We start from the raw sequence: 17,165 nt of genomic DNA, 5'->3' as shown, positions 1-17,165 counted from the left end.
AAAGGAATCAGCAAATAATCGAAGAAAAATAAAGAAACTGCAGAAAATGCTGTTAAAACAGAGCTTTACCTTATTGATAAAAATGGATATGTCGTTCCGCAAACCATGAACCTACCAAAAACAACTTCTGTTGCAAAACAAGCACTGGAATACCTAGTCGTAAATGGCCCAGTGACGGATATGCTCCCAAATGATTTTAGAGCAGTATTACCTGAAGATACCGAGGCCTCCGTTGATATAAAAGACAGCGTAGCTACTGTTAATTTTTCAAAAGAATTTAAAAACTATCAACCTGCTGATGAAATGAAGATTTTGCAATCCGTGACTTGGACCATGACTCAATTTGATGGTGTTAAAACAGTAAAGCTTAAAATGAATGGGCATGAATTAACGGAGATGCCGGTAAATGGCACACCGATTAGCCAAAATCTTTCAAGGGCGTCCGGAATAAACATAGATACCGACGATGTTGTTGATATTTCGAATACAAAACCTATCACTGTTTATTACATTGGCGGAGAAGAAGGATCTTATTACTATGTTCCAGTAACAAAGCGGATTAGCGCGAGTGAAAAGGATCCAGTTGTGGCCGCAGTTAATGAATTAATTAAAGGGCCAAGTGAAAAATCAAATCTAGTATCTGAATTCATGTCAGATGTAAAACTGAAAAGTGCCCCAAAGTATCAAAATGGTACTGTGACGTTAAACTTTAATAAAAATATATATGGCAGCTTCGGAGAAAATGTAATTTCTCAACATCTATTAGATACTCTCGTTCTATCTTTAACTGAGCAAAAGGGTGTAGATAAAGTAGCTGTAGAGGTCAACGGCAAAGCAAATTTAAAGAACGACCAGGGTAAAAAACTAACTGAGCCAGTAACTCGTCCAGAAAAAGTCAATACAGGTAGTTTTTAAAAAAGGATTTTTGTTATACTATATAGTGACACTTAAAAGGGGTTGGCTTAAAGGCCGCCTCTTTCTTATTTGAGAAAAGCCATCGTTGCATTTAGAAGGAGGATTCATCGTGCGTATTGATAAAAGAGAGCCATTGCAATTAAGACCTATACATATTGAAACCAATTACTTAATGCATCCGGAAGGTTCTGTATTAATTTCAGTAGGGAATACAAAAGTAATTTGTACAGCAAGTATCGAGGATAAGGTCCCGCCATTTATGAGAGGGGAAGGAAAAGGGTGGATCACCGCTGAATATTCGATGCTCCCAAGAGCAACAACAACAAGAAATATTCGAGAATCATCAAAAGGAAAAGTTACCGGTCGGACAATGGAAATTCAACGATTGATTGGTCGTGCCTTACGTGCGATCGTTGACCTAAGCGCCATTGGTGAGCGGACGGTTTGGATTGATTGTGATGTCATCCAGGCAGACGGAGGCACACGAACCGCTTCAATCACTGGGGCGTTTGTAGCATTGGCTATCGCTATTAATCGACTGGTTGAGAAAAAATCAATAGCGAAATTTCCAATTACAGACTATCTCGCTGCAACCAGCGTAGGGATTCTTCAGGATGGGCAAACCGTACTTGATTTGAATTACGATGAAGATTCCAAAGCCAATGTCGATATGAATGTTGTTATGACTGGTAGCGGTGAATTTGTCGAACTGCAAGGAACCGGGGAAGAAGCAACCTTTTCATATGACCAGCTCCATGGATTATTGAACGCAGCACAAGGTGGATTAATGGAACTATTTGAGCATCAAAAGGCTGCACTAGGCGAAGAAATTTCGAAAAAAATTGACGCTAGAAGAAATAAATAAGAGGAGATCGGTATGAAGGAAGTCATTATTGCTACAAAAAACCGTGGGAAGGCAAAGGAGTTTGAAGAAATTTTTGCATCAAGAGGAATGCGAGTGCTAACATTATTGGACTTTCCGGAAATTCCGGAAGTAGAAGAAACGGGCACTACATTTGAAGAAAATGCAACGTTAAAGGCCGAGGCAGTTTCAACAGTTTTAAACAAAATGGTCATTGGTGATGACTCCGGACTAATGGTCGACGCATTGGAAGGAAGACCAGGCATCTACTCCGCCCGCTATGCCGGAGAAATGAAAAATGACCAAAGTAATCTTCTAAAGGTGCTGGCCGAACTAAACGGGGTGCCAGAAGAGAAAAGAACAGCACGATTCTATTGTGCTTTGGCGGTGGCTATTCCGGGGCAAGATACCTTTACGGTGTCAGGTACCTGCGAAGGCAGAATTTTGGACGAGCCAAGAGGAACAAATGGTTTCGGTTATGACCCAATCTTCTTTGTTCCCGATAAAGGGGTGGCCATGGCTGAGCTGACATCTGACGAAAAGAACAAAATCAGCCACCGTGCCAATGCCTTAAAAAAATTGAATTCCTCATTGGATTCTATTTTGGAAAGAGCTGGGCAGTCATGAGCAAAATATTAGTTGTAAGTGACAGTCACGGTTTGACCAAGGAACTGGAGGAAATAAGAGAAAGACATCTTGGTGAAGTAGATGTGATGATCCATTGCGGCGACTCCCAATTGATGCCCAAGAATAAAGCAATTTCAGGTTATTTTACTGTAGCTGGAAATTGTGACTTTGGGGGGTTTCCAGATGAATTAATGACCAGTGTTGCTGGCAGAAAGATTTTTATCACCCACGGCCACCACTATTCCGTAAAGTCCTCATTAATGAATCTCAAATACAAAGCAGAAGAAGTAGGTGCACAAATTGTCTGCTTCGGACATTCTCATGAATTAGGAACTGAGGTTTTGAATGGAACACTTTTCCTGAATCCTGGTAGCATCAGACTGCCACGAGGAAGAATGGAAAAGACCTATGTCGTGTTGGATTTACAGGAAGATACTATTAAGATGAGTATTTTTGAACTGAATGGCAGGGAAATTGCTGGTCTGGCTAGGGAATTTGCAGTTTGAATATAATTTTGGGGGAGCAAATTCCCCCTTTTGTTTTTTTAAATAGGAGTTATTTGGGGTTCTATGATCCTGGAAATATGAGGGTATGGAAAAAGGTCACATAGAGAGGTTCTATGTTCCCAAAATCATGTAGGAATAAAAAATTCAGTGATATAGAAGGTATCTATCTAAAATAATCAATATTACATTCACCATCACTTAAAATGCTCTAAATAACCAAAATAAAAAAATATAAAATAATCTGTTGACTTTCTGATATTAGGATAATATAATAAACATTGTCCTTGAAACTTAATATGTCCCAGTAGCTCAGCAGGATAGAGCAACGGCCTTCTAAGCCGTGTGTCGGGGGTTCGAATCCCTCCTGGGACGCCATACTACATACCAAATATTACTCACCTTTTCAGGGTGAGTTTTTTTTATCCCCAAATTATGCTACACTATGTTTCAACTACAATCCGAAGGCGGTATTTTTTATGAAAAAGCGGGAGCGGATTAAGCGAAAAGACAATGTGATTTTCTTTCCCGGTGTTGAAGAAAGATTGAAAGATAAGGGTTTGGAAAGTCTTCAAAATAAAAAATATAACGAGGCCATTTCCTTCTTGGAGGAGGCAAGAGAACTTGACCCAGATCATGACGATATCTTAATTGGACTGGTACTGGCTTACTTTGAAGCGAGTGCTTTTGAACAAGCCAAGATTCTAGCAAAGGAACTGCTTCATAAAGGTATCGGTGATTATTTTCAGATGGTCGATCTCTATCTAACCGTTTTGATTCAACTCCATGAATATCAGGAGATAGTCTCGACCATTGAGGCACTTTTTGATGAAAAGGAAATACCATCAGATCAATACGACCATTTTTTAACTATCCTGCAATTTAGTAAAAAGATGGCTGATCAACGTAACCCTATGATGGAGGAAGATGTTGAACAGGTGGAGGAAGCGCCTCTAAGATTAAATTTATTTTCTATTACGGATTTAAATGAACAAATGTTGCTTATTTCCAGTTTAAGCGACAAGAATATTCGGACCTACATAGAAGAAATAGAGGAATATCTTGAGTCAGAATCAGGAAACCCCTTTCTTAAGACCATCCTGTTAACCATTTTAAAAGAACAAGAAATCAATAAAGAAATCACTCTCAAGAAAATGTCAATTCAAAAAATAGTGAATCCGGCACAACTTCCTGAAGTTAGGGAACAGCCAAAAGAAAAGAAAATACTTGAGGAGTTGGCAAAGAATTTAGAAAGCCATGATCCAATGCTGTTGGAGAATATTACAGCTCTAGTAAAAAGAATATTTTTTATCAGCTATCCGTTCGAATTAGACCCTGAAAACGAAACGGCTTGGGCAGCAGCCTTTCACCAATTGGGACAACAATACCTTGGAATGGAAACGGAAGTCCGCCAACTGGCTGAACTTTACCATGCATTACCACTTGAAATTGAAGCCGCAACTGAACAAATTGAACAAATTGAGAAAATTTCTTATCCTAATATATAGGGATAACTGTTGAAACGCAGGAATCCTGTGGTATAATGTAGGGGTTGCATTGTGTAAAAAAACTATTTTACATTAAAACGGATATTGTTGGACAAGATCCTAAGCTAATTCGTAACAAATGAAATGAGAATAGATGTTGGAGGGAAATAAGAATGACAGCTAAATGGGAAAAGTTAGAAGGAAACCGCGGTGTCCTTACCATTGATGTACCGGCAGAAAAGGTAAACGAAGGTTTAGACGCAGCATTCAAAAAAGTAGTTAAACAAATTAATGTGCCTGGCTTCCGTAAAGGTAAAATGCCTCGTTCATTATTTGAAAAGCGCTTTGGTGTAGAAGCTCTTTATCAAGATGCTTTAGATTTCATTTTTCCAAATGCATACATGAGTGCAATTGATGAAATTGGAATCGAGCCAATTGCTCAGCCTGAAGATGTTGACTTTGATCTTGAGCAAATGGGCAAGGACAAAGACTTCACTTTCAAAGCTACAGTACAAGTTAAGCCTGAAGTAAAATTAGGTGAATACAAAGGTATTGAAGTTGAAGCATTAGATACAAATGTAACTGATGAAGATGTTCAAAAAGAACTTGAAGCACTTCAAAGCCGCCATGCAGAACTTGTTGTAAAAGAAGAAGGAACTGCTGAAAACGGTGATACTGTTGTGATTGATTTCGAAGGCTTTGTAGATGGCGAAGCATTTGAAGGCGGCAAAGCTGAAAATTACTCTCTTGAATTAGGAACAGGCTCTTTCATTCCTGGTTTTGAAGAGCAATTAGTAGGTGTGGCAACTGGTGAATCAAAGGATGTTGAAGTGACATTCCCTGAAGAATATCATGCTGCAGAGCTTGCAGGCAAACCAGCTGTTTTCAAAGTAACTGTTCACGAAATCAAAGGTAAAGAACTTCCTGCATTAGATGATGAGTTTGCAAAAGATGCTGATGATGAAGTTGAAACATTAGAAGCTTTAAAAGAAAAAATCAAAACCCGCTTAGAAGACAGCAAAAAGCATGAGGCTGAGCATCATGTCCGTGATTCTGTAGTTGAAAAAGCGGCTGAAAATGCAGAAGTAGAAATTCCAGAAGTTATGGTTGAAAGCGAAGTAAACCGCATGCTTCAAGAATTTGAACAACGCCTGCAAATGCAAGGTATGAATCTTGAATTATACTTCCAATTCTCTGGCCAAGACGAAGCAGCACTTCGTGAGCAAATGAAAGAAGAAGCAGAGAAGCGAGTGAAAGTTAACTTAACATTAGAAGCAATTGCTAAAGCAGAAAATCTTGAAGCAACAGAAGAAGATGTTAATGCAGAGCTTGCTAAAATGGCTGAAATGTATAACATGTCAGTTGAAAACATCAAAAAAGCTCTTGGCGGCGTAGAAGGTATTAAAGATGATCTTCAGCTTAAAAAAGCTGTAGACTTCCTTGTAGAAAACAAAAAATAATAGTCATTTTACAAGGCACGATTTGGATCGTGCCTTGCTTTTAACTAAAAGGGAAGTATAAATTTCTTCTGAATTTATACTTCCCTTTGTAGTAATGCTCCTTATTTTTATACAATTTTTCAATTACATATTATAATAAGTAGAGGGTAACCTTTTTATAAACGGACGAACTCCAAGATTTATTTTCATTAAATTTGGAAATGATGTAGGAGTACATAAGTTTTGCTTGAATAATCCAAACAAAATAAAAAACATATATGGAATAAAGCGTTTTATTTCCAGTCCGTTTAGCAAATGTGTTACAATGCAAAATACATACATTAAATAAGGAATGAAAATTCAGATTTTTGTTTGGATGATTCTTGAGATTCCGAATACAGTTTTATAGATGTTTTAAGGGGTGATAAGGTTGTTTAAATTTAATGATGAAAAAGGACAGTTAAAGTGTTCATTCTGTGGTAAGACTCAGGATCAAGTGCGCAAGCTGGTAGCCGGACCGGGAGTTTATATTTGTGACGAATGTATCGAGCTTTGCACAGAAATTGTTGAGGAAGAATTAGGAACCGAAGAAGAAGTAGAATTTAAAGATGTTCCGAAACCAAAGGAAATTTGTGAAATTTTAGACGAATATGTAATCGGTCAAGACAAAGCGAAGAAGGCGTTATCCGTTGCCGTGTATAACCACTATAAGCGGATTAATTCCAATAGCAAAATTGATGATGTTGAGCTTTCTAAAAGTAATATTTGTATGATTGGACCTACAGGAAGTGGTAAAACACTCCTAGCGCAAACATTGGCGCGAATCTTAAATGTACCTTTTGCGATTGCGGATGCTACATCACTTACAGAAGCTGGTTATGTTGGTGAAGATGTTGAAAACATTTTATTAAAATTAATCCAAGCAGCAGATTATGATGTAGAAAAGGCAGAAAAAGGCATTATCTATATCGATGAAATTGATAAAATTGCCCGTAAATCAGAGAATCCTTCCATTACAAGAGATGTCTCTGGGGAAGGTGTTCAGCAAGCATTATTAAAAATTCTTGAAGGTACCGTGGCCAGCGTTCCTCCACAGGGTGGAAGAAAGCATCCACATCAAGAATTTATTCAAATTGATACGACTAATATCTTATTTATTTGTGGTGGTGCTTTTGACGGAATCGAGCCAATCATTAAGCGTCGCTTAGGTCAAAAGGTCATTGGTTTCGGTGCAGACCAAAAACAACAGGACATCAGCCAAAAAGAGCTTCTTTCGAAGGTACTTCCAGAGGACCTGTTAAGATTTGGACTCATTCCGGAATTTATCGGTCGTTTACCAGTTATTGCTAGCCTTGAGCAATTAGATGAAGATGCATTGATTGAAATTTTAACGAAGCCAAAAAATGCTCTCGTAAAGCAGTATCAAAAAATGCTTGAAATTGATAATGTTGAATTAGAATTTGAACCAGATGCCTTATCTGAAATTGCCAAAAAAGCAATTGAACGGAAAACAGGTGCCCGTGGTTTGCGTTCCATTATCGAAGGAATTATGTTAGATGTTATGTTTGATCTTCCATCACGTGATGATATTTCGAAATGTATCATTACCAAGGAAACGGTGATTAGTAATAGTGTTCCTAAACTTGTCCTTGAGGATGGAACCATTGTAAAAGAAGAAAAATCTGCATAAAACATGTTAGACCCGGAATCAACCGGGTCTTTTGTTTTTTAGAAAAGAAGTAACCTCTGGTATAGCAGTTTCAAACATTTTGTGTTTATTCTCCCTTCACGCAGGAAATACTTATTAATATCTTAATAGTTATTTTGGTGCAGGAGGGAAAAAAATGAGTTGGACGGGGATTGCTTTATTTATACAGTTATTCTTTGGGATTATCATTGGTCTATATTTTTGGAATTTGCTTAAAAATCAACGGACACAAAAGGTATCGATTGATCGGGAATCTCGTAAAGAAATGGAACAGCTTCGCAAAATGAGGTCGATCTCATTAACAGAACCATTATCTGAAAAAGTTCGTCCTACAAGTTTTAACGATATTGTAGGTCAGGAGGATGGAATCAAATCGTTAAAGGCAGCCTTATGTGGACCCAATCCACAGCATGTGATTATTTACGGACCACCAGGAGTTGGTAAAACGGCAGCTGCGAGATTAGTTCTGGAAGAGGCGAAAAAGAATTCGAAATCTCCCTTTAAAAAAGAATCTGTTTTTATTGAATTAGATGCAACGACAGCCCGTTTTGATGAAAGAGGTATCGCGGATCCCTTAATTGGTTCGGTTCATGATCCTATCTATCAGGGGGCGGGTGCTATGGGACAAGCAGGAATTCCCCAGCCGAAGCAGGGGGCGGTAACCAATGCCCATGGCGGTGTTCTATTTATTGATGAAATCGGTGAATTGCATCCGATTCAAATGAATAAGCTTTTAAAGGTTTTGGAGGATCGCAAGGTGTTTTTAGAAAGTGCCTATTATCATGAAGAGAATAACCAAATCCCATCTCATATTCATGATATTTTTAAAAACGGCCTGCCAGCAGATTTTCGACTGATTGGAGCAACGACAAGAACGCCGAGTGAAATTCCACCTGCTATACGGTCACGCTGTATGGAGGTTTTCTTTCGTGATTTAACCCAGGAGGAAATCGTGGAAGTTGCCAAAAAAGCGGCGGACAAAGTCAATATGAGATTAAACGATTCAGGAGTAAGTACCTTATCTACATATGCAAGAAACGGCCGTGAAACGGTTAATATGATTCAAATTGCTGCTGGATTGGCTATTACAGAGGATCGAAATTATATCAAGGATGAAGATATTGAATGGGTCATTCATTCAAGTCAGTTGTCACCTAGAATGGAACGAATGATTAATGAAGCAGCTAAAATCGGTCTTGTAAATGGATTAGCTGTTTACGGTCCGAATTCAGGTGCCTTACTGGAAATCGAAGTTACGGTCATCCCTGCAAAAGATAAAGGGACGATAAATATTACTGGAATTGTTGAAGAAGAAAGTATTGGCGGACAAGGTAAATCGATTCGCCGGAAAAGCATGGCCAAAGGATCTATTGAAAATGTCATAACTGTTCTGCGATCAATGGGTGTACCAGCAAATGATTATGATATTCACGTCAATTTCCCTGGTGGGGTGCCAATTGACGGACCATCTGCCGGAATCGCCATGGCAACAGGAATTTACTCAGCTATCTATAAGATTCCCATTGATAATACCGTCGCGATGACTGGGGAAATAAGTATTCACGGAAACGTTAAACCAATTGGCGGGGTCTATCCAAAAGTGAAAGCAGCCAAAAAGGCTGGTGCCAAAACCGTGATTATTCCTGAGGAAAACATGCAATCTATTTTAAATGAGATTGATGGGATCAGGATTGTTCCGGTTTCACATTTACATGAGGTTTTTGATCTCGCTCTTGTTAATAACTTGAACATCAATCATGTTATACCGGCTTCCATTGAATTATCGAAAAAAGAATCGATTTAATCTGCGAAACCCACTTCGGTTTGTAAACCTGGCAAACCGGAGTTTTTCATTTTTGCAATTAAAAAGATTTCCAATATATCGAATACGAAGTAATTTTTATTGTTTGGGAATGATAAAATAGACACTTAAAAATAAATAAGATAGAATTTGTACAAAGGACCTTTTTACTGAAATTGATTGAAATTATTGTTTTTATGATGGAGGTGCAGTATTTTGGCGAAGAAGAACGAACTGATCGTCCCCCTCCTGCCGCTTCGGGGATTACTGGTATATCCGACAATGGTCCTACATTTAGATGTAGGCCGGGAAATGTCAGTGCAGGCACTCGAAAAAGCAATGGTAGATGACCATCTGATTTTTTTAACCACACAAAAAGATGTATCCATTGACGAACCTTCCGAGGATGATTTATACAAATATGGGACCCTAACGAAGGTGAAGCAAATGCTGAAGCTTCCTAACGGGACTATCAGGGTGTTAGTTGAGGGATTAAACAGGGCGGAAATTGAGACTTTTCATGAGGAAGAGGACTATTATTCCGTCAACATCATCACATATGAGGATGAAGAATCGAAGGATGTAGAAGATCAAGCATTAATGAGAACTATGCTTGACTATTTTGAACAATACATAAAGCTATCGAAAAAGATTTCAGCAGAAACTTTTGCGACTGTGTCAGACATCGAGGAACCGGGAAGAATGGCTGATTTGATAGCCTCCCACTTACCAATCAGGCTAAAGGATAAGCAGGAGATCCTTGAAACGATTGATATTAAACAGCGGATGAACCGTGTTATCGATATCATTTATAATGAAAAAGAAGTGTTAAATCTTGAAAAGAAGATTGGGCAGCGTGTAAAACGTTCAATGGAAAGAACCCAAAAGGAATACTATCTACGCGAGCAAATGAAAGCCATTCAAAAGGAATTAGGGGACAAAGAAGGGAAAACAGGAGAAATTGCTGAGTTGACCAAGAAAGTGGAAGAAGCTGGCATGCCTGAGCATGTTCATCAAGCAGCCATGAAAGAGCTTGACCGTTATGAAAAGGTTCCATCAAGCTCTGCAGAAAGTGCTGTCATTCGCAACTATATTGAATGGTTAATTTCGTTGCCTTGGTCCAAGAAAACAGAGGATGATATTGACATTCTTCGTGCTGAAAAGATCTTAAATCAGGATCATTACGGTCTTGAAAAAGTAAAGGAACGAGTTCTGGAATATTTAGCTGTACAAAAGCTTACCAATTCACTTAAAGGTCCGATCCTTTGCCTTGCCGGTCCTCCAGGGGTTGGGAAAACTAGTCTTGCCCGTTCGATTGCGACTTCGCTAAATCGTCATTTTGTCCGTGTTTCACTAGGCGGCGTTCGCGATGAATCTGAAATTCGAGGCCATCGTAGAACCTATGTCGGAGCGATGCCTGGTCGTATTATTCAAGGAATGAAAAAGGCTGGAACGATTAATCCGGTATTCTTATTGGATGAAATTGATAAAATGTCCAGTGATTTTCGCGGTGACCCATCTTCCGCTCTTTTAGAGGTTTTGGATCCTGAACAAAATCATAATTTTAGTGATCATTACATTGAAGAAACGTATGACTTATCGAAGGTCATGTTTATTGCTACTGCTAACAGTCTGGCTACCATCCCAGGACCGTTGTTAGACCGAATGGAAGTTATTTCTATAGCCGGTTATACGGAAATGGAAAAGGTTCATATCACAAGGGATCATTTGCTGCCGAAACAAATTAAGGAAAACGGTCTATCCAAGAGTACTCTTCAAGTCCGGGATGATGCGATTTTAAAAACAGTTCGTTATTATACACGTGAAGCAGGGGTCCGCAGTCTTGAAATACAAATGGCTACGCTTTGCCGAAAAACAGCGAAAATTATTGTTTCGGGTGAAAAGAAGCGGGTAGTGGTGACAGATAAAAACGTGGAAGAATTTTTAGGTAAGCCACGGTTCCGATATGGTCAGGCTGAAACGGAAGATCAGGTTGGTGTAGCTACAGGACTCGCGTATACAACAGTTGGTGGCGATACTCTGCAAATCGAAGTTTCCCTGGCTCCTGGGAAAGGTAAGTTGGTTTTAACAGGAAAATTGGGCGATGTCATGAAGGAATCAGCACAGGCGGCCTTTAGTTATGTTCGCTCCAAAGCAGAAGAGCTTGGTATAGAAACAGATTTCCATGAAAAATATGATATTCATATTCATGTACCAGAAGGAGCTGTTCCAAAAGATGGACCTTCTGCTGGGATTACAATTGCAACCGCACTTGTTTCAGCGTTAACAGGAAAAGCGATTCGCAGAGAGGTAGGAATGACGGGTGAAATCACGTTACGCGGCCGTGTCCTTCCGATTGGTGGATTGAAGGAAAAATCCCTGAGCGCTCATCGTGCAGGATTAACAAAAGTTATTTTACCAAAAGATAATGAAAAAGATATTGATGATATACCTGAAAGTGTACGAAATGAACTTGAGTTTGTTCCCGTTTCGCATGTGGATGAGGTATTGAAGCATGCTCTTTTAGAAGGGGGATCACGATGAAGGTTATCAGTTCCGAGATTATTATTAGTGCTGTAAAGCCGGAACAATATCCCGATTCAAATCTGCCGGAGTTTGCACTTGCCGGCCGTTCAAATGTAGGAAAATCCTCATTTATCAATAAGATGTTGAATCGAAAAGGCTTAGCACGGATTTCCTCTAAGCCTGGCAAGACACAAACCTTGAACTTTTTTCTGATTAATGAGGAATTATTTTTCGTTGATGTTCCTGGTTATGGGTATGCCAAAGTTTCCAAGACGGAGCGGGCAGCATGGGGAAAAATGATTGAAACCTATTTTACGACCCGTGAACAATTGAAATCATGTGTGTTAATCGTTGATTTACGCCATCCGCCTACCGAAGATGATGTGATGATGTATGACTTTTTAAAGCATTATGAAATTCCCTGCATTGTTATTGCAACAAAAGCGGATAAGATTCCTAAAGGGAAATGGCAAAAGCATTTAAAAGTGACGAAAGAAACACTGGATCTTGATCCAAATGACCAAATCATTGTTTTTTCATCGGAGACTGGTGAGGGAAAAGATAAGGCTTGGTCCGTAATAGAGAGTTATATATAATAAGGATAAACGCTTGGCAAAATAAAGATGCCAAGCGTTTATTTTTTTCTTTTTAAGAGAAAATATAGACCAACTACTATTAACAGAGCGGGCCAAAATTTCCATACGATGTTCATACCATTTTGTAATTGTCCAAGGTATCTTGCAATTGTGTCATAAAAGAGTAGGAACACTGCTATAGTCAGGAAGAGGAACGCTTGAGATAAACCGTTACTAGTTTTTTGATAGCGCAAAAAGAATCCGATGGAAAGGAGCAGCATTAGCATTCCTATCGTATTTTGCGGCCAAAATGAAACATGATTGACTAATTGATCATGCAGTCCAAACCCAGTCATAATTACTCCAGGAAGGATAGCTTCATGATCATTAGCCACAAATCCCTGACATAAAAATGCGAAACCGATAATGATTAATAAGGTTGACCAGGTAAAAAAGGATTGAAATAATGTGATGCCTGCTTGTTGAAGTAAATAATAGACACCAAATCCGATTAGGATGACTCCAGGGAACATTCGTTGATTTTTCATGACTTACACCACTTCCAGTAAGGTTTACTTGAATCTTGTCGTTTTTTTTGATACTGTACATTAGGAAGAACTATTATTATAAATTATACAGCAATAGGCGTTTTGTCCTTTATTTAATAGGCATTTACGCTAAATATATTAACACATAGTTTCGTTTTATGTTCACATTTTCCAGTATTTGTCGAAATTGTTCATGATATAATCAAACTAGTTAATACTGCTGTTATGTTAATTTGGGGGTGTCCGGATAACATGCATATTTTAGTGATCGGTCTTAACTATAGAACTGCCCCTGTGGAAATCCGTGAGCGGTTGACATTTAATGAAACCGACTTAGAGGATGCCATTAAAACTTTAAGCAACAAGAAAAGCATTCTTGAAAATATCATCCTGTCTACTTGCAATCGTACGGAAATTTATGTTGTTGTGGATCAACTGCATACAGGGCGGTACTATATTAAAGAATTTCTTTCAGAATGGTTTGGTTTGGAGCAATCCGAATTTTCACCGTTTTTATTTATATACGAAGAGGATGGAGCGGTTGAACATCTATTTAATGTTACTTGCGGCCTCAATTCAATGGTCCTTGGAGAAACGCAAATTCTTGGACAGGTTCGAACTAGCTTTATGTTGGCTCAAGAACATGAAACGACCGGGTCTGTGTTTAACCATCTATTTAAACAAGCCATCACCTTGGCAAAGCGTGCACATTCTGAAACGGAAATTGGTGCAAATGCCGTCTCAGTCAGCTATGCTGCTGTTGAATTGGCAAAGAAGATTTTTGGTTCTTTAGCCAATAAACACGTGTTAATTTTCGGTGCAGGGAAAATGGGTGAATTAGCTGTACAAAACCTGCATGGCAATGGTGTAAAACAAGTAACGGTCATTAACCGTACTTATGATAAAGCGAAAGTTCTTGCTGGCCGGTTTAATGGAGATGCCAGAACAATCGATGAACTACAACAAGCTCTTGTAGAAGCGGATATTCTCATTAGTTCTACAGGTGCTAAGGATTTCGTGATTTCCAAAGAAATGATTGCAAAAGTGGAAAAAATGCGCAGAGGGAAACCGTTATTCATGGTTGATATTGCAGTTCCACGTGACTTGGATCCGAAAATTGCGGAGCTTGAAAATGTATTTTTGTATGACATAGATGATTTAGAAGGAATAGTAGAAGCAAATCTGCAGGAACGTAAAAAAGCTGCTGAAAAAATCATGCTCATGATTGAGAAAGAAATCGTCGACTTTAAACAATGGCTTGGCATGCTCGGTGTCATTCCTGTTATTTCTGCTTTAAGAGAAAAAGCACTGGCTATTCAAGCTGAAACAATGGTTAGCTTGGAACGGAAGCTGCCTAATCTGACAGAGCGGGATGTTAAAGTACTAAATAAACACACAAAGAGTATTATCAACCAACTTCTAAAGGATCCGATTTTACAGGCTAAAGAAATGGCTGCAAGACCTGATGCAGAACAAGCGATGGATCTCTTTGTGAAGATATTTAATATTGAAGAGCTAGTCCAAGAACAACAATTGAAAGCAGCCGAAACCAATAAAATACCGGTTCATAAACCACAGGCTTCTTTCCAGTCATAAGGAGAAGTGCTATGTTCAATGTCTTTATGACAAGGCTTCATGAGCTGACAGTTGTTCTTTATGCCTTCAGTGTGTTGTTATATTTTTTCGACTTCATTCACCATAACCGGAAGGCAAACCGAATTGCCTTCTGGTTACTTGCATTTGTATGGATTTTGCAGACTGCTTTTTTGATTATCTTCATGAGCAAAACAGGCAGGTTCCCTGTTCTTACTATTTTTGAGGGACTCTATTTTTATGCTTGGGTTTTAGTAACATTATCAATTGGAATAAATCATTTTTTACGAGTAGATTTCATCGTTTTTTTCACAAATATCCTTGGCTTTACAGTCATGGCGATTCATACCTTTGCTCCTATGCAGTATCATTCCTATATCATGGCTAATCGACTTGTGTCTGAATTGCTGTTGATCCATATAACAATGGCCATTCTTTCATATGGGGCTTTTTCTCTTTCGTTTGGCTTCTCTGTTCTGTATTTGCTTCAATATGATTTATTGAAAAGAAAGAAATGGGGAACTAGATTAATAAGGCTGGCGGATTTGGAACAGCTTGAAAGACTATCTTACATAATGGCCGTAATCGGTATCCCGATGCTGCTTTTGAGTTTGATATTAGGACTGCAATGGGCCTTCCTTAAACTCCCGGGAATGCCGTGGTATGACATGAAAATTATTGGTTCCTTTTTATTGTTAGCAGCGTATAGTACGCTTTTATATTTAAGAATTGTAAGAAATGTATCAGGTAAGAAATTGGCTATCTGGAACGCTGCATCATTTTTAATTGTATTAATCAATTTCTTTTTATTTGGACGTTTGTCATCTTTTCATTTGTGGTATTCATAACATAGGAGGCAATCATGCGAAAAATTATCGTAGGTTCAAGACGTAGCAAACTGGCATTGACACAGACAAACTGGGTGATTGATCAACTTAAGAAATTAGACCCTTCCTTCGAGTTTGAAGTGAAGGAAATCGTGACAAAAGGTGATAAAATCCTGGATGTCACACTTTCTAAAGTTGGCGGAAAAGGATTATTTGTAAAAGAAATTGAACAGGCGATGCTGAATAAAGAGATTGATATGGCTGTTCATAGCATGAAGGATATGCCAGCTGTTTTACCTGAGGGGCTGACAATAGGTTGTATTCCTTTCCGCGAAGATCACCGTGATGCCCTAATTTCACGTGACCATGTTAAGTTAAATGAGTTAAAGCCGGGTGCCATTATCGGGACAAGCAGTCTGCGCCGCAGTGCCCAGTTATTAGCGAAACGCCCTGATCTTGAAATTAAATGGATACGCGGCAACGTGGATACTCGTTTAGCCAAGCTTGAAACGGAAGAATATGATGCGATTATTTTAGCAGCTGCAGGACTTTCCCGTCTTGGTTGGGCATCAGAGGTAGTCACTGAATTCTTGGATACGGATACATGTATCCCTGCAGTTGGCCAAGGGGCATTATCAATTGAGTGTCGTGCAGATGATAAAGAGCTACTAGACTTGTTTGAAAAATTCACCTGCAAGAAAACGGAAAGAGCTGTACGAGCAGAGCGAGCCTTCCTGCAAAAAATGGAGGGTGGCTGCCAAGTTCCGATCGCTGGTTTTGCCTATGTGGAAGAAAATGATGAAATCGTCCTAAATGTACTAGTAGCATCACCTGAAGGAAAAGAAATTTTTAAAGAGGAATTAAGAGGGCATCATCCCGAAGAGCTTGGCAATCAAGCCGCCGACCTTTTAATCGAAAAAGGAGCAAAAGCCCTGATTGAAAAAGTTGTGCGAGAGCTTGAGGGGAAATGCTAAAATCATTGCCTTTGCTTGAAAAAAAAGTGCTAGTTCCCAGAGGGGAAAATCAAGCTAAATCTTTTTCTGAGCTGATTGAAAGGTACGGAGGGACTCCCGTTGAAATCCCGTTAATCGCTTTTAGACCGATTCAATCCAACAAACGCCTTCAAGAGATCTTGGAGGCTATTGATACATATGACTGGATCATTTTCACTAGCAACACAACCGTTGAGACATTTTTCTCGTTTTTTAAAGCTGATAAACGCCTGTTACCGAAGATCGCTGTGATTGGTAAGAAGACGAAGCAGGTTCTGGTTGACAAAGGGCTTCAAGTAGATTTTGTCCCATCTGCCTATGTAGCAGAGGTGTTTGTTGACGACTTCCTGCCAACCATTCATAAAGGTGCGAGAGTGTTGATTCCTAAAGGGAATCTTGCCCGTGAATACATTTCAAACGCGCTGCTTCAAGCCGGTGCGGAAGTAGAAGAGGTTGTGATTTACGAAACCTATATGCCCGATGAAAATCGTGCTAGGTTGGCAAAGATGCTGGCGGCTGATCAATTAAATATCTTAATGTTTACTAGTCCGTCTACTGTCGATCACTTAATGAATGTAGTGAAGGAATTTCATTTATCAGAGCACCTTAAAAAGTGTATCATCAGTTGTATCGGGCCAGTTTCCGAGAAGAAATTACTTGAGTACAATCTCCCTGTACATGCCTCACCTAAGGAATACACCGTCGAGGGAATGATAAAAAGCACGATTGCTTATTTGGAACATACACAAAAATAATTTGGGG

General features: G+C 39.0%; 14 protein-coding genes, 1 tRNA gene and 1 pseudogene. 15 read left to right on the top strand and 1 reads right to left on the bottom strand.

The window, feature by feature from the left end; all coding sequences use genetic code 11:
* Nucleotides 1-30 precede the first annotated feature (30 nt).
* The 11 genes and pseudogenes from V7083_RS02670 to yihA all read left to right on the top strand — a co-directional run.
* A pseudogene (locus V7083_RS02670) lies at nucleotides 31-915 on the top strand (GerMN domain-containing protein); the annotation flags it as partial.
* A gap of 109 nt (nucleotides 916-1,024) precedes the next feature.
* Nucleotides 1,025-1,780 carry a ribonuclease PH gene (gene rph, locus V7083_RS02665; protein ID WP_335475088.1) on the top strand — a complete coding sequence of 252 codons (756 nt, stop codon included), beginning with the start codon at nucleotides 1,025-1,027 and terminating at the stop codon, nucleotides 1,778-1,780.
* Nucleotides 1,781-1,792: 12 nt separating this feature from the next.
* On the top strand, nucleotides 1,793-2,404 hold the full coding sequence (locus tag V7083_RS02660) for an XTP/dITP diphosphatase (RefSeq protein ID WP_335475086.1): 612 nt from the start codon (nucleotides 1,793-1,795) through the stop codon (nucleotides 2,402-2,404).
* Nucleotides 2,401-2,910, top strand: a complete 510-nt coding sequence (locus V7083_RS02655; protein ID WP_335475084.1) for a metallophosphoesterase family protein — start codon at nucleotides 2,401-2,403, stop codon at nucleotides 2,908-2,910. Before V7083_RS02660 ends, V7083_RS02655 begins: the two co-directional genes overlap by 4 nt.
* A gap of 298 nt (nucleotides 2,911-3,208) precedes the next feature.
* Nucleotides 3,209-3,285, top strand: a tRNA-Arg gene (locus tag V7083_RS02650).
* Between the two features lie 101 nt (nucleotides 3,286-3,386).
* Nucleotides 3,387-4,415, top strand: coding sequence for a tetratricopeptide repeat protein (locus V7083_RS02645; RefSeq protein WP_335475082.1), 1,029 nt, complete (start codon nucleotides 3,387-3,389; stop codon nucleotides 4,413-4,415).
* Between the two features lie 152 nt (nucleotides 4,416-4,567).
* Nucleotides 4,568-5,854 carry a trigger factor gene (tig, locus tag V7083_RS02640; RefSeq protein ID WP_335475080.1) on the top strand — a complete coding sequence of 429 codons (1,287 nt, stop codon included), beginning with the start codon at nucleotides 4,568-4,570 and terminating at the stop codon, nucleotides 5,852-5,854.
* Nucleotides 5,855-6,263: 409 nt separating this feature from the next.
* Entirely contained in the window at nucleotides 6,264-7,523 is a 1,260-nt protein-coding gene (gene clpX, locus V7083_RS02635) for an ATP-dependent protease ATP-binding subunit ClpX (RefSeq protein ID WP_335475078.1), read from the top strand.
* 154 nt (nucleotides 7,524-7,677) lie between these two features.
* Entirely contained in the window at nucleotides 7,678-9,345 is a 1,668-nt protein-coding gene (gene lonB / locus V7083_RS02630; protein WP_335475076.1) for an ATP-dependent protease LonB, read from the top strand.
* Nucleotides 9,346-9,558: 213 nt separating this feature from the next.
* Complete coding sequence (gene lon, locus V7083_RS02625) at nucleotides 9,559-11,886, top strand: endopeptidase La (protein WP_335475074.1); 2,328 nt, start codon at nucleotides 9,559-9,561, stop codon at nucleotides 11,884-11,886.
* Nucleotides 11,883-12,464, top strand: coding sequence for a ribosome biogenesis GTP-binding protein YihA/YsxC (gene yihA, locus V7083_RS02620; RefSeq protein WP_335475072.1), 582 nt, complete (start codon nucleotides 11,883-11,885; stop codon nucleotides 12,462-12,464). Before lon ends, yihA begins: the two co-directional genes overlap by 4 nt.
* 38 nt (nucleotides 12,465-12,502) lie before the next feature.
* On the opposite strand, the gene V7083_RS02615 is transcribed toward yihA, so the two are convergent.
* Complete coding sequence (locus V7083_RS02615) at nucleotides 12,503-12,991, bottom strand: LiaI-LiaF-like domain-containing protein (protein WP_335475070.1); 489 nt, start codon at nucleotides 12,989-12,991, stop codon at nucleotides 12,503-12,505.
* A 252-nt stretch (nucleotides 12,992-13,243) separates the two neighbouring features.
* Here V7083_RS02615 and hemA point away from each other — a divergent pair, with 252 nt between their 5' ends.
* The 4 genes from hemA to V7083_RS02595 are packed head-to-tail and all read left to right on the top strand — an operon-like array spanning nucleotide 13,244 to nucleotide 17,158.
* Nucleotides 13,244-14,587, top strand: a complete 1,344-nt coding sequence (gene hemA, locus V7083_RS02610; protein ID WP_335475068.1) for a glutamyl-tRNA reductase — start codon at nucleotides 13,244-13,246, stop codon at nucleotides 14,585-14,587.
* 11 nt (nucleotides 14,588-14,598) lie between these two features.
* Entirely contained in the window at nucleotides 14,599-15,432 is an 834-nt protein-coding gene (locus V7083_RS02605; RefSeq protein ID WP_335475066.1) for a cytochrome C assembly family protein, read from the top strand.
* Nucleotides 15,433-15,446: 14 nt separating this feature from the next.
* Nucleotides 15,447-16,385, top strand: a complete 939-nt coding sequence (gene hemC, locus V7083_RS02600; protein WP_335475065.1) for a hydroxymethylbilane synthase — start codon at nucleotides 15,447-15,449, stop codon at nucleotides 16,383-16,385.
* Complete coding sequence (locus V7083_RS02595; protein ID WP_335475063.1) at nucleotides 16,379-17,158, top strand: uroporphyrinogen-III synthase; 780 nt, start codon at nucleotides 16,379-16,381, stop codon at nucleotides 17,156-17,158. Before hemC ends, V7083_RS02595 begins: the two co-directional genes overlap by 7 nt.
* Nucleotides 17,159-17,165 lie beyond the last annotated feature (7 nt).

This window comes from Bacillus sp. JJ1764 (assembly GCF_036962145.1).
Taxonomy (GTDB): Bacteria; Bacillota; Bacilli; order Bacillales; family Cytobacillaceae; genus Neobacillus.
The sequence above is the reverse complement of the archived record's forward strand: the minus strand, read 5'-3'. Positions and strand labels throughout refer to the sequence as shown.